We start from the raw sequence: 14,406 nt of genomic DNA on the forward strand, positions 1-14,406 counted from the left end.
GATTGTCGCAGGTACGGGGAGCGGGACGCCCGCCGATTTCGAGGGCGTGGCGGGGGGGCATCGGATCCAGGGGACGGCCGGGCGCACCGCGCCGGCGGGGTCTGACACGATGGTCGCATGCGCGCGCGATACGGAGTGCCCCTGGGAATCGCGGCGGTTGGCGCCGCCGGACTGTTGTACGCGGCGGGCTTCGAGGCCCGCTCCTTCCGCCTGCGAAGGGTGACGATCCCGGTCCTGCCCCCCGGCATGCGCCCCCTGCGCGTGCTGCAGGTCTCCGACATCCACATGGTCGGCGGCCAGCGCAAGAAGCAGCGCTGGCTGCGCTCGCTGGCGGGCCTGCGCCCCGACTTCGTGATCAACACGGGCGACAACCTCTCCGACCCGGAGGGCGTCCCCGAGGCCCTGGACGCCCTCGGCCCGCTGATGGAGTTCCCGGGCGCGTACGTCTTCGGCTCCAACGACTACTACGGCCCGCGGCTGCGCAACCCCGCCCGCTACCTGATCGAGAAGGCCCAGGGCCGCCACGGCCTGAACGGCAACCCGCCCGCCGTGGGCGTCGTCCACAACCCGTGGGAGGAGCTGCGGGACGCCTTCGACGCCGCCGGGTGGCTCAACCTCACGAACACGCGCGGCACGCTGAAGATCGACGGCGTGTCGGTCGAGCTGACCGGCCTGGACGACCCGCACATCAAGCGGGACCGGTACGCGGAGGTGGCCGGGGGCCCGTCCGGCACGGCGGACTTCGCGATGGGCGTGGTCCACGCGCCGTACCTGCGCGTGCTGGACGCGTTCACGGCGGACGGCTACCCCCTGATCCTGGCCGGCCACACGCACGGCGGTCAGCTCTGCATCCCCTTCTACGGCGCCCTGGTCACCAACTGCGACCTGGACACGGACCGGGTGAAGGGCCTGTCCACGCACACGGCGGACGGCCGCACGGCCTACCTCCACGTGTCGGCCGGCTGCGGCACGAACCGCTACACGCCGGTGCGCTTCGCCTGCCCGCCGGAGGCGACGCTGCTGACGCTGGTGGAGCGGGCGTGAGGGGCTGACGCTGGTGGAAGGGGCGTGAGGGGCTGACGTCGGCGGGGGTGCGGTGAGCCGACGCGGGCGGAGAGGGGAGGCAGGGATCGGCGTCGGCCGGGGGAAGCAGGGAGCCGGGGTCGGCCGGGAAGAGGCAGGTGGCTGCCGGGAAGAGGCAGGTGGCTGACGTCGGCGGGGCGGAGCCGGGAGGCTGTGACACCGGCGTGGGCGGACATGACCCGAACAGCCCCGCCCGTATCGCCCGGTATGCCCCACCTGCCTAGCGTGAGGGCATGACCGCCCCGATACCCAGGGACATCCCGGACCTCCCCGCGGTCCCGAGCCCGCCCGCGCTGCTCCCCTCGCCCGTCCCGGCCGCGGCCGTCCTGCCGCGCGTACGCCGCCCCCTGACCGCGGTCTACCGCCTGCTGGTCGCGTCCATGGCCCTCGCGGCAGTGACCGTCGAGCTGCTCCTCGGCAGCCCGAGTCGCGCCCTGGCCCACTTCACGGTCCAGAGCGGCATCCTGCTGGCGCTGGTCCTCACCCTCGCGGCCCGCCGCGCGTGGACCGCCCGCCACCCCCTGCCGACCGCCCTGACGGGCGCGGCACTGCTCTACGTCGTGATCAGCAGCCTCGTGCACCACCTCCTGCTGGCCAACACCGCGAGCCCCTTCGCCCTGCCGGGCCCGGTGTCGCCCTCGGCGCCCGCCGCGCCCACGGCCTGGCAGACGGCCGCCGGCCACGTCCTGCACACGGCGGTCCCGATCGCGGCGGCCCTGGAGTGGCTGCTCCTGACCGCACCGGGCCGCCTCCACCTCCGCCAGGCCGCCCCCTGGCTGCTCTACCCCCTGGCCTACCTGGTCTTCTCCCTGGCCCGCGGCGCACTCCTCGCCCCCGACACCCCGGCCCGCTACCTCTACCCCTTCCTGGACGTCGACCGGCACGGCTACCGGAGCGTCCTCGGCAACGCCCTCCTCCTGGGCCTCGCCTGCTACGCCCTGGCGGTCCTCCTCGTGGCCCTCGACCACCTCCGCCCGAACCCGATCCGCCACCGCTCGAAAACCGGATTTCGTCTACAGCCACCAGTGGGCTAAAGTAAACGTCGTCGCCGCGACAAGCAGCGACGATCGGGGTGTAGCGCAGCTTGGCAGCGCGCTTCGTTCGGGACGAAGAGGTCGTGGGTTCAAATCCCGCCACCCCGACAGAGAAACACCAGGTCAGGGGCCTGATCCGCAGCGCGGGTCGGGTCCCTGACTCGTTTCCAGGGTCTCCTGGGAGCCGTTTGGGAGCCAACTTCGGAATCCGGCTCCCGGACTGCTCCCATTCCGCTCGGGCACTCGACACATCGGGGAAGCCGTCGAGCACAGGAGCCGGGGTGAGGTCCGTCAAGCGGATGCTTGGCGGTGATCTGGCGGGCCTAGGCGGCAGGTGCATCCAGCGAGCCACCGTATGAGCCGGTAGAGCTGAACCCGCAGGCAGGAGCCGATGTGGTTAAAGCTCATGGAAAGTTGAGGGGTCGCTGTGACGCCGACGAGATGGTCAACTTCTCGCGTCCACCAGTGTCGTCCCTTAGCTCGGGCGGGCTGTTTCCTGCGGCCGACCGATACGGGGACCCCCCATTCAGGAGGAATCGTGAACGCTGCCGACCAGCTGCTCGAGGGTTACACGGCCTACACGACGGCCGAAGAGTTCGGAGTGGCGGCCGAGAGCGACGCTCCGGCCATCACCACCACCGTCACTTCGTCGGAGATCTGTGTCTCTCTGGTCTCCGCGTCGGTGACGGCGACGTGGGACAGCGGCTGCTGAGAACCGCCTGCTTCGGCGGCGGCTCGGGTACAAGGCCCGTGCTGAGTCGGCGACAGCGGCGTGGATGCCCTGGTGAGGGCATCCACGCCGCTGTCGTTCAGCGTTCCGGGGTCTTGCTGCCCAGATGCTGCTCCAGTGCCCGGAGCATCTCCACGGCAGATTGTGCCTCTCGCAGTAGCCGTTGCAGCTCCGCTGCCTGCTTCTCCAGAAGTGCCAGGCTCTTCGCGCCTCGCCGGGACCGCCCTTGGAGCCGACGGTAGCCGCCTGCGGCGAAGACGCCGTGTGCGTTCTGCAGGGCGTCCACAGTCAGTCCTGCCCGTGTTGCGCATTCGGCGGCAGTCGCCTTTCCTGCCAGCAGGTCCAGCAGGAGCGCCACGAGCTGGTCGCGGTCCATGTCCGCGAAAGGGGACGCGGAACGAGCGGTCTCCCCTCGGTCCGGCACCGGTCACGCCAATCCGAAGCCGGGCAGGGTGGGCGAAGAGAGGTTGCGAGCGGGAAACAGCGGGTCGATGCCGGCGTCGATGAGACTTTCGGCGACGCATGCTTCACGAGTCCGAGGAGTGGCGGACAACGCTTGCGCCACCAGAGCCTCGGCCAGGACCTGGGAACGATGCTCGCCGAAGCTGAGCCCCTTCTTCCCCGGGCGCTGGTCCCTTGGTTCCCAGGCAGCGCCGACTCCCGGGGCAAGCCGGTGGACGAACGGCGACGTGCTGTCTCCCAGCCCTTCCAGGCCGCGCACCGCGTCGGCGACGTGAGCGATGCGGTCCCAGGCATCGGGCCCGAGGTAGACGACGAGACCGTCGCGGCGGGGCAGAAGACCGCCGTTCGACGTCACCTTACTTCGGTATCGCAGGCCCAGTGACTCAAGCCTTTCCAGTACCACTCCCCAGACCTGGGGAGCAGCCTCCCGGTCGGTCAGGTGAATGTACATCCGCAGCGTGGCGGGCCCCGTCCGTAGCCCCCGCGAGCTGTCGGTGAGAAAAAAGCCGGGGGAGCGTCCTGGGCGCTGAGCGGGCAGGCGGAGGAGGGCCGGACCGGACGCCCGCTGAGGCCACTTCACCACGCAGCTAACCGGGACCCGGGTGCGCACGCCCTCCACCACTACAGTGATCACGGGCTGGTCGTTCCGGCTGCCCAGGACAATGGCAGGAACGATCGTCGTGGAGTGGGGCATGGCCGCGGTGTACCGCGCGTCCAGGTCGTTGTCGCGCATGCTGCGCGCTCGGGGACCGTCCTGCTTGTCCATTCCTGCGTGCAGCCTCCGGTAAAGGCTGGTCCGCAGTTGACTCACCAGCCCGCTCGGATTCTCAGCGGTCAGTTCCTCGTCCAGGACGGTGGCTTGCGTGGCGTCTTCCGCGACTTGAACCGCGTCGAGGGCCCTGAGCAAGTCTGCCGACACCCGTGGCACGGTGGTGGTCATCGCGTCTTCTCCAAGCCCAGCGTCGATACGTGTACGTGCGGGTCGAGCAGCAGGACGCGCCCGATGCCTGCGGCTGCACGGTCGGCTGCGCCGATTCTGGGCACGTACGGGGCGTTCGCAAGGAGTCGGTCAATCATGTGCCAGCCTGCGAACGCCACGGCCCGAGCGGGCAGGTCGGCATCGATTGCTTGCCCTGACGGCTTGCCGGCCGTCGTCCCTTCCCGCAAATAGCCTTCCCAGAAAGCGTGCATGCGGGGGTGCAGCCGTTCTATCTCCCGGGCCCCGTAGGTCAGGATTTCCCGGTGGGTCGCCTCCTGGTCGAATGGCCGGTCCGCGTCGTGTCTCAGAGTCTTGGGGATGTCACGCACTGCCCGGTAAAGCCACTCGCCGACGAACCCGCCGATGTCCCGTGCGGGGTCCCCGAGCCGGAGTTCCTCCCAGTCCGTCAGGTGCAGTGTGTCACCGTGCAGAAGGTACTGGTCGAGGCGCAGGTCTCCGTGCGTGGGCACTTTCCGGACCGAGGCTTCGTGCTCACGCAGGGCGCCAAGGACCGAGACCAGTTGCCGGTCGGCCTGGAAAAGGCTCCAAGCCTCCATCTCGGCGAAGCCGGCGTCTACGAACCTCGGCAGTGAGAGGGCTTCAAAGCTCTCCATCGGCGGAAGGGGATGCGGTGTCTCATCCAGTTCCCCAGGTTCCACTACCGAGGAATGAAGGACGCCCAGCATCCTGCCCGCTTCACGGCACAGGTCCTCGTCGAAGTCGCCGTCAGCGGCAAGTTCCGAGCCTGATCTGGCGTCCTCCAAGCCTTCGAACAGCACAAGAAGCTGCTGCTCATCTGCTCCAAGGAGTCGCGGGCTTGCCAATGGTGTCTCGACGAGTTCCGCCGCCAGCCTTTCGAAGGTGACGATCCGGCGATATCGGCGTGCGGCCTCGGATCTGTCACCCCCAAGCCGTTTCACGAACACCGGCCGTCCGGTGGTTGTCTTTCCTGCCCAGTTATCGTTACGACCTACGTGCGCCACGACGGTATCGATACGGAAGCTGCCGAGGCCGAGCCGGGTCAGTAATGCGTTCACTTCGGGGGCTGTGCTCAGATCCACCGGTTCGAAGCGTGCCTGTGCCGGTTCATGCAGCATCTCTTGGCTATCAATCATGTCTGGCGACCGTAGGGACGCCTCGCTTCGAGGACAAGGGGTGGCTCACCCTTAAACCGGCGTAGCTTGGATGGGGTTGACGGCTCGTGCTGGGTAGCAGTAGACATGCACACCGCCAGCCCAACATATGACTCGCTTGTGGCGTTTTGAAACTTACCCGACTCCTCTAGGGTGAGCCGCATGCCCATTCCACGCCTCCAGCGGCACACGCTGCCAAATGGCCTGCGTGTAGTCATACAGCCGCTCACGAGCGGACCGACAGTGGGAGTTAGTGTCCACTACGGCGTCGGTTTTCGTTCCGAAAGCCCGAGTCGATCCGGCTTCGCACACCTTTTTGAACACCTAATGTTTCAAGGCAGCGCCCGAATACGACGCGGGGACCATTTCCGACTGGTCCAGTCCGCAGGTGGCACGGTCGATGGGTCCACGCACCAGGATTACACGGTGTTCCACCAGGTAATCCCGTCGAATGCGCTTGAACGCGTTCTATTCATGGAAGCTGACCGCATGAGAGAGCCCATCTTCACGATGGAGAGCCTCCGCACGCAAGTGGATGTCGTGAAGGAGGAGATCCGGCTCAACTTGATGAACAAGCCGTACGGGGGATTCCCGTGGACCGTCCTGCCGTCAGCATTGTTCAGCGATTTCCGCAATGCGCACAACGGATACGGCGACTTCGCCGCTCTCGAGAAGGTGACCGTTGCAGACTGCGAGGCATTCTTTGAGTCCTACTATGCACCGGGCAACGCGGTGTTGACCGTGACGGGTGACATCCAGCCGCGCCAGGTGATGGAACTTGTGTGGCGGCATTTCGCGAACATTCCCTCGCGTCCCGTTCCAACGGTTTCCGATTCCGACGAGCCAGCACCGAGAGGCATGCGAACGGGCGTGCATCACGACCGGCACGCCCCGCTGCCTGCGACAGCGATCGGCTACCGGCTGCCTGATCCGCGGACTGCGCTGCATTCATACCTGGCGCACATGGTGCTGTGCTCCCTCCTCGCCACCGGCGAGTCCTCCCGCCTGCGGCGAAAACTGATCGGACGCACAAGTATGGCAACCGACGTGAGCATGGGGTGCGGACTGTTCGGAGCTCTTGACGCGCGCCACCCGGACCTTCTGCTGGGCGTGGTCGTGCACTCCCCCGGCACATCGACCGATGCGGTGATCTCGGTCTTGGATGAGGAGTTGCACAGCTTGGTGGCCGAGGGGCCCACTCCGCGCGAGGTCAACCGAGCGGTGGCAATGTCAGCGGCTGCGAGGCACCGCAAGTTCGACTCCCTCGCTTTCCGTACCCCGGCACTCGGCACGCTGGAGCTGCTGTTCGACAGTGCCGAGCTGCTCGACCAGCTGCCCGGCGCGCTGTCCTCGGTCGACGCCGTGGACGTGGCCATGGCCGCACAGGGACTGAGCCCCGATGCCCGTGCCGTCGTCCAATTGGTACCGGGGGCAGCGGGGGCTGACGAATGAACGAGTGGAACCCGGCACGCTCCGGGCCAGGTCCGATCCCTGTCATGACGTCCGGACTGCCGCCCGTGGGCTCCACCCCCGTCCTGAGCATGCCACCGCTCGTGGACTCCGTCCTGGCCAACGGAGTGCGAGTGGTGGCAGCACATCGACCGTCGAGTCCCATGATCGAGGTGCGTGGCGCTGTTCCGATACCGTCTCCGGCCACCGACGAGGCCGCCGCCTTGATGGTGCTGTGCGAGACGCTCCTGCGTGGGACAGGCACCCTGGCACAGGACGAGATGGAGACACGGCTATCCGACCACGGGGCGTCCCTGGTCGTGCAGCGCTCTGCACGTTGGCTCACCTTCTCGGGCTCGGCCCCGGCAAGCGCTCTGGGCGACCTCATGTCCGTTGTCACCGAGATGCTGGTGCGCGCCGAGCACGCGGAGGCGGAAGTGGCCGAGGCTCGGCTGCGTCTGACACGGCAGTTGTCTCTCGCCCGCGCACAGCCTCATGTGGTGGCGGAGCAGAGTCTGATCACCCACTGTTTCGGTCCTGGTGCGGCGCTGCGTGACATGCCCTCGGGTGCCGACGTGACTTCCGTGACGGCCGACGAGGTACGAGCGCTGCATACACGCTGCCTGCGACCTGATGGTGCGGTTCTGGTATTGGTTGGCGATCACAATCCGGAGCGAACGGTTCGCTTCCTGGACAGCGCTCTCGGTGAGTGGCGCGGTGCTTCCGTACCCACCACGCTGCCGGCGCTGCCCTCACCGGTTCCCGGGGTGCGGTTGCGACACCGCCCCGGCTCCGTCCAGTCGCAGATCAGGCTTCTGCGCTGCACAGTGCCGCGCTCCGACGTTGCGTTCCCCGCCCTGTGCCTAGCTGGAGCGGTGTTCGGCGGCTATTTTTCCTCACGTCTGGTCACCGTTCTGCGCGAGCGGTACGGGTTGGCCTACCGAGTTAGTTCTCGGCTGCGTGACACCGCAGATCGGTTGTCTCTGGTCATCGAAGCCGACAGCGCGACAGAGGCGACCGCTCGTTCGTACGGAACTATCCTGTCGGAATTACGACGCATATCTGACGATCCGCCCTCTTCAGAGGAAATAGACGGCGCCCGCCAATACACCGCCGGCGTGATGACGATGTCGCTTTCCTCCCAGTCTGGACTAGCATCCGCCCTTCTCACTGCCTTGCTCCTGGACTTGCCCATCGACCACGCATGCACTTTCCCGCACAGACTCTCGGCCGTTTCGCAGAGAGAGATCCGCGAGGCGGTTGACAGGTTCTTCACCCCTGACGCCTTCAGCGGGGTCGTCATCGGTGATGCGCAGGCTTTATCCGACCCTTTGGCGGCCCTGGGAGTGCGGTCCGACAGCGATGCGCCGGTGTAGCGAAACGACTATCACGCGCGATGGGATAAACGAAGACTTTCGGCCAACGCCCGCCCGACATTCCGGCCAACCTACCGAGGTCACGACTTAAGAGGTTGCCCCCTACATGCTTGCCACGTAATGTCTGGGAGCAAGTGAGAAAACTGTGCAGAATCGATTAGGAACACGCCATCGCTTCAAGCACGCCACACCTGATGCCGGAAGCAATACAGCAGTAACGACCTTACGGGGAACTGAAAATATGCCGCGCCCTCCTGCCATATCGGTCAACGAAAAGCTCGAACTGGTACTGAGAGTCCTGTCAGGTGAATTGTCACTGGCACAAGCCTCACGCCAGGCCAAGGTGTCCCAACAGTCGGTCGCCAACTGGAGGAATAAGTTCATCGACGGGGGGAGAGAGGCTCTCGAGGGCGTCCTTTCCAAGACCGCAAGGCGAGAACGTGAGTTACAGGCGGAGATCGCCGAACTCAAAACTGCCCTCGGCGAGGCTTATATCCAGTTGCGTGTCCGGAGGCGAGCCGGGGAGTACCGATCGATCCCTTTCTCGAACTCGAGAAAATCCGACGGGAGTCCGGAATCAGCATCTCGCTCTTCTGTGACATCCTCGACATCCCACGACGCACGTATACACGATGGAAGGCCGTCCACGCGCCTGCGACAGTCTGTCTGAAGTAGCACTGCTACGGGTTGCGCCGCGCCGTCCTGCGTATGAACGGTGCCGTGCCTGCCGGGGCCGACCACCGGACATCACAGCTTCTACAGCAGGCCCGAAAAAGCGAGCAGTTTCCCCGCGCGCGTCTCATCGACCAAGCGAGACAGAGATCTGGCGTAGTGCGTCAGCTCTGGATGCCAACCACGGTAGGCGGCGAAGTCGTGTGCGTGAGTGAGAACGCGTAGCACGGCCGCCCGGCTGACCACCGTTGCGTCGGGCAGCGCGCCGTAGCCGCCCAGCAGCGCCCGGCCCACGTGCCGGGCCGCTGCTCGTTTGGCGGTGTTTTCGGGCGCACTCGCCGTCATATCCCATTCGAGGATCTCGCCCACCAGCCAGCCCACGTCGTATCCAGCGGCGCCACGAGACACCTCTTCGCCGGTCAGCAGGCAGTCCGCTGCCCCCTCGGAGGCCAGGATCACTGATCCAAGGCTGGGAGCCCCGTGCAGAAGGACGGTGTCGGCATGTCCAGGTTCGGCGAACTCCTGACACCAGCGCAGTATCCGACGCCACCGTGCGGGGCCAAGGTGGGCGTGCAGGACTCCATGGAGGGCTGCGGCCCCTCGAGGCCCCTGCCCCGTGGACATCCAGCGGATTACGCGTGAGAGGGCCGGAGGACTCGCCTCGGCCGCAGTGACCGGCACGTCGGCGTGCAGCCCTGCAAGGCTGCGGCCCACCGCGTGTGCCGCAGATGCCAACCGCTCACCTTGGTCCGCGCCGCCCTGCCGGCCCAAGGCCACCCGCGCGGCCGTCTTGCAGCCCTTAACCCGGTAGACGAGAGACTCGTCGGCCTTCTCGGCCAGCCGCAGAGCCATGCCGCGGGGAGTGTGGGCCGTGAGTGCCGTACGTAGCTCGGGACCGGGTTCCACCATGCCGCCCGGCCGATCCGGACCGGGGCTGCGCACCCATAGGTAGCCGCTGTCCGTTCGGTAGACCGCTGTCCGCTGATAGCCGGTCCCGAACTCCTCCACGAGCTGTCGCATCCTGGAATCACCGCTCCTCAAGTCCGGATTGCGCGAGCATCCGCAGGCGCAGTTGCTCAGTGCGCGCCAGTACCTCCGATAGCGGCGCCGCCACTGATGCCTCCATTCGGCCCGTCGTGACGCTGCGCCCGGTCGTCGGAGGTATGACGATGACGTTGGGGCGCTCCGCGAGGGCTTCGATGTGTCGCCGGTAAGCAGGTGAGTCGGTCCCGCCCGGCGGCAGGGCAGGAGCGACGACGACGGGGGCCTGTGTGCACTGCAGAGCGAGGAGGACGGGAGTGTCCGCCATCCCCAGGGCCAGCCTGCTCACGAAGTGAAAGCTCGCGGGGTGTATCACCACGGCGTCGGGCCACTGCGCAAGTTCGACGTGCAGGGCCTTCGGACGCGGCTCGTCAGGCCATGCGTCCACCAGGATCTCGCGGCCGGTGAAAACGGTCAGTGCCGTGCGTGTGACGAACTGCTCCGCCGAACGCGTGATGACCGTGCGCACCTCCAGCTGCGGATAGCTTGTGCGCAGCCACTGCGACCACATCGGCATGAACATCACACCCAGGGATCCGGTCCCGACGTAGAGCAGTTGGCGGGCACCGAAGGCGGGCGCGGGCGCAGCACTGACGGGCGGCTCAGCCATGAAGCCGATCCAACGCGGCGAAGATCTCTTCGAGATCCGTCATAGCGGCGCCGAGCCCCTCACTCTGGATCACTCCCGCCGGATTGAGCGCGATCTCGTCCACTCCGGAACGACGGTAAGCGTCCAGGTCCCGCGCGATGTCGTCTGCCGAGCCGGAGACGAAGACCCCCGACTTCACCAGTGCGTCCGCTCCGGCAGCCGGATCGTCCGGCCATGCCTCGACTCCGGCTCTGCGCAGCATGTCGGTGTAGTGGGCGGCCCCCAGGTGAGCACCGGCACCGGCGAGGGCTGTGCGCCGGATGTCACGCCCAGGTCTGGCCACGGCGACGTGCACCATCGTGGCCACTCGCGGCCGGGGCCTGTCTGCGGCGGTGGCACCCTCGGCCAGGGCGGGCACCAACGTGTCGGCCACGTAGTGAGCCGGCGTCATCCATGTGACGGCGACGTCAGCGACGGCTCCTGCCAGTCGCGCCATCCGGGGCCGCAGCACGCCGAGCCCCAGCTCCACACCGGAGTGCGACTGAGGCACCAGCTGGCCCCGCACGTGATAGTGATCGCCTGCGAAGTCGACGTGCTCGTCGGCGAGTAGCCGCCGCATGATCGAGACGTACTCCCGCATGGCGGGGAGAGGCGCGGCGTACGGGTCCTTGCGGAGCGACCTCTGGAATTCCGGCGCGGCAGGGCCTATGCCCGCCACATAGGGCATGCCGCTCAACGCGGCCACGGACCGTGCCTGCATAGCGGCGTCGTAGGGGTGGCGCAGCGGCGCCAAGGCGACTCCACTGCCCATGGGGATGCGTACGCCCATACCCGTCAGGGCGGCGAACACCTGATGCGTCTCCACCCGCAGGGACTGGCCGAGCCAGAGCCTGCCCGTGCCACCGCGCTGTTGCAGCAGGCGGGCCATCGGCAGTACCTGGCCGATGTCGGCCACCATCAGCGGGCAGACGATGCCGGTGCTGTGTTCCATTGACGTCATCGTGTCCTCTGTCGGTCAGGAGCGATGGGTGGCGAACTCGCGGCGGGCGCTGAGCCTGCTGCCCGACTGCTGGCGAGCAGCGCGCCTCAGCAGGCTCGGGGCAACCAGTAGTGCGGCCAGCAGCCAGGCCGTCAGCGCACCAGCCGTCTGGAGGTGCTGCCAGCTGTGACCGGTTTCCGCGGTGAGTGCGCTGTCGGGGAGGAGCGCGGAACGCACTCCTTTTGCCATCCATGCGAGGGGGAAGACTTCCCCAGCCGTCTGAAGCCACCGAGGCATCTGATTCATCGGATAGAAGACACCCGAGATGAAGATGAGCCCGAAGACCGGAAGGGACAGCAGCGCGACCGCTTCGCGCGAACTGGGAAGCACTGCTCCGATGGCGGCTCCGAGCGGGGCAAGCGCGGCGAGTCCGAGGAACAGCACCCACAGCAGAGTCATCCAGCGGCTGATGTCGGTGGGCAACGTGGCGTCGGTCAGCAGAGTGCCGCTGATGAGCAGGACCGCGACTGTGATGAGCGCCGTACCGGTGAGCGCCACGACCTTGGACAGCAGGTACGCGGGTATACCTCCCGGCGTGCCGCGGAGCCGCAGAAGGGTTCCGTCCTCCCTGTCATTGGCCAGTTGCTGAGGCAGCCAAGTCATAGCCGCCAAGAAGATGACGGAGGCGATGCCGCCGCCGATAACCTGGTTGGCGGCAGGTACGTGGCTACCGGGGATATCGCCGTCACGCCCGGACGCCACGAGGAGGAACATGAGCGGGTTCACCAGGAGCCCCACCTGAGCGCGGCGGTCGCGGCGGATGTGGCGCAGTTCCATCATTCCGCGGTGGAGTCCTGCCGCGATGTGACGTCGGTTCATGACACTTGCTCCTGACGCAGCAGCCGCAGGTAGGTGTCTTCCAGAGTGGGTCGGCGGATCTCCAGCCCGTCGATGGGGCCGTCGATCCGGCAATGCAGCTCCCAAACCAGCCTCGACGGGTCGGATGTGAACTGGCGCTGGACGGAGCCTTCTTCCACCCAGCGCACTTCGGCCTCAGCTCCCACCTCGCGGACCAGTTGATCCGCCGGCCCGCACGTGATGAGGCGTCCGTTGATGAGCACGGCGATGGAATCGGACAGGCGCTCGGCCTCCGCCAGGTCGTGTGTGGTCAGCAGGATGGTCGTGTTGTCCGTGGTACGCAGGCGCTCGATGAGCTCGTGGAAGGCGAATCGTGACTCGGGATCGAATCCAGTGGTCGGTTCGTCCAGGAAGAGAAGCTCAGGCCGACCGATGATGCCCAGGGCGACGTCGAGGCGACGTCGTTGCCCGCCAGACAGTCTGTGACACTCCTGCGTGGCCTGGTCGGTCAGGCCGACGGCCATCAGCAGTTCGTCGGTGGTCCGCGCGTTGCGGTAGTAGCGGCCGAAGTGGTCCAGTAACTCCCGTACGCGCCATCGCGCATGGTCCCGCCATGACTGCATGACGATCCCGACCCGTGCCCGCCAGTCGTCCCCGACATACTGGGGGTCGTGCCCGAGCACGCGGACCTCGCCTTCGGAGCGACGCCGGAACCCTTCCAGAATCTCGATGGTCGTGCTCTTGCCTGCACCGTTCGGGCCGAGCAGCGCCAGTACTTCACCGCGCCGGATGTCGAGGTCGACCCCGCGCAGAACGTCTCTATCGCCGTACCGCATACGCAGCCCGCGCACGCTGACGGCAAACGGGTCGGGTGCAGGGGACGTCCTGACCTCCGAGGCGTCGGCCGGTGTGGGAGCAACCATGCGGCCGAGCCTAGGCGCGGGACTTGCCAGGGCCCTACTTCCGGCCGAATATGGCTCAGCAGGTGCACAGGCGCGGTTTGGCTGCCTCCCGCTGCTGCCAACGTGCGCGCTTGTGATCCTCAACTTACCGTGTTGCTTCGTAGCTTGGCGGCCCGGCTGCTGCTACAGGCGTCAGCGCAGCAGCAGCCGGAGGAGTCAGCCGTGCAGCCGCCGAGCGGTGCGACGGGCCCAGAGCAGGCCCGCGACACCGGCCAGGAGCAGCCAGGCCGTGCCCAGCGGCCCGCAGGACCCAGCCGCGGCCGCGGCGACCACTGCGGGGGCGACGAGCGCCAGCAGCGCCAGCAGTCCGCGCAAGTACCAGACGGCCGTCTGGACCGGCGCGGTGTTGCCCATCGCCGTCTCGGTGCCCACCAGCAGGTGGAACGGGACCGGGCCCCGGTAGGCGCCGACGAGTGCCGCTCCCACGCTCGCCGGCACCGCCGCCGCCAGCGCCGCCAGCGCGGGTGTCCACCAGCCGCCGGCAGCGCACACGGCGAGGCCGAGCCCCGTCGCAGCGGCCAGCAGCAGTCCGGGCACGACCGCGTGCCACAGCGCCAGGGTCCCCGCACGGTAGGGCAGCAGGGCGCTGCGGCGCATGTCGTCGCTCTCCAGCCGGGCCGGCTCGACGAACTGCGCGGCCGCCAGGTAGAGGAACCACACGGCGGCGCAGGACGACAGGGTGGCGGTCGTTCCGGTCCGGGCGGACGCGAAGGCGAGGGCGGCGGTGGACAGAGCGGACCACGCGCAGCCCCAGCCGAGCCGGCCGGGCGCTCTCACGAGGCAGAGCAGGTCACGCCAGGGAAGCAGCAGCCACGGCAGGCGCGGCGGCCGGACCCGCGGTGCGGGGCGTGCCCCTCGCCGCGGCCGCACGCGCGTCGCGGAGCGCGCCTGGCGCAGATCCAAGGAGAACAGCGAGGCGCTCATCCGGTCGGCGACCGTGGCGCGCAGCCGCAGGGACTCCCCGGAGATGTCCGGTACGGCCCGCACCGCCAGCACAGCCGGCACGGCGACGCCGCACGCCCACATCGGCATGGCCAGGGGCCAGCCCGGCGCTGTGCC

Annotated in this window: 14 protein-coding genes, 1 tRNA gene and 1 pseudogene; 7 read left to right on the plus strand and 9 right to left on the minus strand. The window is 67.7% G+C overall.

Going from position 1 to position 14,406, the window contains the following annotated elements; all coding sequences use genetic code 11:
- Positions 1 to 117 precede the first annotated feature (117 nt).
- From ABD363_RS22945 to ABD363_RS22960, 4 genes are all read left to right on the plus strand, one after another.
- Positions 118 to 1,044 carry a metallophosphoesterase gene (locus tag ABD363_RS22945; RefSeq protein ID WP_344606594.1) on the plus strand — a complete coding sequence of 309 codons (927 nt, stop codon included), beginning with the start codon at positions 118 to 120 and terminating at the stop codon, positions 1,042 to 1,044.
- A 272-nt stretch (positions 1,045 to 1,316) separates the two neighbouring features.
- Positions 1,317 to 2,117, plus strand: a complete 801-nt coding sequence (locus ABD363_RS22950; RefSeq protein ID WP_344606596.1) for a Pr6Pr family membrane protein — start codon at positions 1,317 to 1,319, stop codon at positions 2,115 to 2,117.
- 34 nt (positions 2,118 to 2,151) lie between these two features.
- Positions 2,152 to 2,225, plus strand: a tRNA-Pro gene (locus ABD363_RS22955).
- A gap of 430 nt (positions 2,226 to 2,655) precedes the next feature.
- The gene (locus tag ABD363_RS22960; RefSeq protein ID WP_344015894.1) at positions 2,656 to 2,829 is read left to right on the plus strand and encodes an LxmA leader domain family RiPP; all 174 of its coding nucleotides are present in this window, start codon (positions 2,656 to 2,658) and stop codon (positions 2,827 to 2,829) included.
- Positions 2,830 to 2,926: 97 nt separating this feature from the next.
- Here the strand turns inward: ABD363_RS22960 and ABD363_RS22965 are convergent, their stop codons facing one another.
- Genes ABD363_RS22965 through lxmK form a run of 3 tightly spaced genes read right to left on the minus strand, consistent with a single transcriptional unit; the run spans position 2,927 to position 5,403 of the window.
- Positions 2,927 to 3,223, minus strand: a complete 297-nt coding sequence (locus ABD363_RS22965) for a hypothetical protein (RefSeq protein WP_344606599.1) — start codon at positions 3,221 to 3,223, stop codon at positions 2,927 to 2,929.
- Between the two features lie 51 nt (positions 3,224 to 3,274).
- Positions 3,275 to 4,249: a T3SS effector HopA1 family protein gene (locus ABD363_RS22970; protein ID WP_344606601.1), complete on the minus strand. Its 975-nt coding sequence runs from the start codon at positions 4,247 to 4,249 to the stop codon at positions 3,275 to 3,277.
- A complete protein-coding gene (lxmK, locus tag ABD363_RS22975; protein ID WP_344606603.1) occupies positions 4,246 to 5,403 on the minus strand; it encodes a class V lanthionine synthetase subunit LxmK in 1,158 nt (385 codons plus the stop codon). The genes ABD363_RS22970 and lxmK overlap by 4 nt, the downstream gene beginning before the upstream one ends.
- Positions 5,404 to 5,583: 180 nt before the next feature.
- Here lxmK and ABD363_RS22980 point away from each other — a divergent pair, with 180 nt between their 5' ends.
- The 3 genes from ABD363_RS22980 to ABD363_RS32695 all read left to right on the plus strand — a co-directional run bounded on the left by ABD363_RS22980 (position 5,584) and on the right by ABD363_RS32695 (position 8,916).
- Positions 5,584 to 6,873 (plus strand): M16 family metallopeptidase, encoded by a 1,290-nt coding sequence (locus ABD363_RS22980; protein WP_344606605.1) that lies wholly within the window; start codon positions 5,584 to 5,586, stop codon positions 6,871 to 6,873.
- 161 nt (positions 6,874 to 7,034) lie between these two features.
- Positions 7,035 to 8,246: a M16 family metallopeptidase gene (locus tag ABD363_RS22985; RefSeq protein WP_344606607.1), complete on the plus strand. Its 1,212-nt coding sequence runs from the start codon at positions 7,035 to 7,037 to the stop codon at positions 8,244 to 8,246.
- Positions 8,247 to 8,487: 241 nt separating this feature from the next.
- Complete coding sequence (locus tag ABD363_RS32695) at positions 8,488 to 8,916, plus strand: helix-turn-helix domain-containing protein (RefSeq protein ID WP_425578017.1); 429 nt, start codon at positions 8,488 to 8,490, stop codon at positions 8,914 to 8,916.
- A gap of 86 nt (positions 8,917 to 9,002) precedes the next feature.
- Here the strand turns inward: ABD363_RS32695 and ABD363_RS22990 are convergent, their stop codons facing one another.
- The 6 genes and pseudogenes from ABD363_RS22990 to ABD363_RS23015 all read right to left on the minus strand — a co-directional run.
- Positions 9,003 to 9,377 (minus strand): hypothetical protein, encoded by a 375-nt coding sequence (locus ABD363_RS22990; protein ID WP_344606609.1) that lies wholly within the window; start codon positions 9,375 to 9,377, stop codon positions 9,003 to 9,005.
- A 568-nt stretch (positions 9,378 to 9,945) separates the two neighbouring features.
- Positions 9,946 to 10,569 (minus strand): flavoprotein, encoded by a 624-nt coding sequence (locus ABD363_RS22995; protein WP_344606610.1) that lies wholly within the window; start codon positions 10,567 to 10,569, stop codon positions 9,946 to 9,948.
- Positions 10,562 to 11,539 carry an LLM class flavin-dependent oxidoreductase gene (locus ABD363_RS23000; RefSeq protein WP_344606612.1) on the minus strand — a complete coding sequence of 326 codons (978 nt, stop codon included), beginning with the start codon at positions 11,537 to 11,539 and terminating at the stop codon, positions 10,562 to 10,564. Before ABD363_RS23000 ends, ABD363_RS22995 begins: the two co-directional genes overlap by 8 nt.
- 24 nt (positions 11,540 to 11,563) lie before the next feature.
- A complete protein-coding gene (locus tag ABD363_RS23005) occupies positions 11,564 to 12,406 on the minus strand; it encodes an ABC transporter permease (RefSeq protein WP_344606614.1) in 843 nt (280 codons plus the stop codon).
- Complete coding sequence (locus ABD363_RS23010) at positions 12,403 to 13,308, minus strand: ABC transporter ATP-binding protein (protein WP_425578016.1); 906 nt, start codon at positions 13,306 to 13,308, stop codon at positions 12,403 to 12,405. The genes ABD363_RS23005 and ABD363_RS23010 overlap by 4 nt, the downstream gene beginning before the upstream one ends.
- A gap of 195 nt (positions 13,309 to 13,503) precedes the next feature.
- Positions 13,504 to 14,406: pseudogene (locus ABD363_RS23015) on the minus strand (hypothetical protein); the annotation flags it as partial.

Origin of the sequence: Streptomyces glaucus (assembly GCF_039533365.1) — a bacterium.
In the GTDB taxonomy this organism is placed as follows: Bacteria; Actinomycetota; Actinomycetes; order Streptomycetales; family Streptomycetaceae; genus Streptomyces; species Streptomyces glaucus.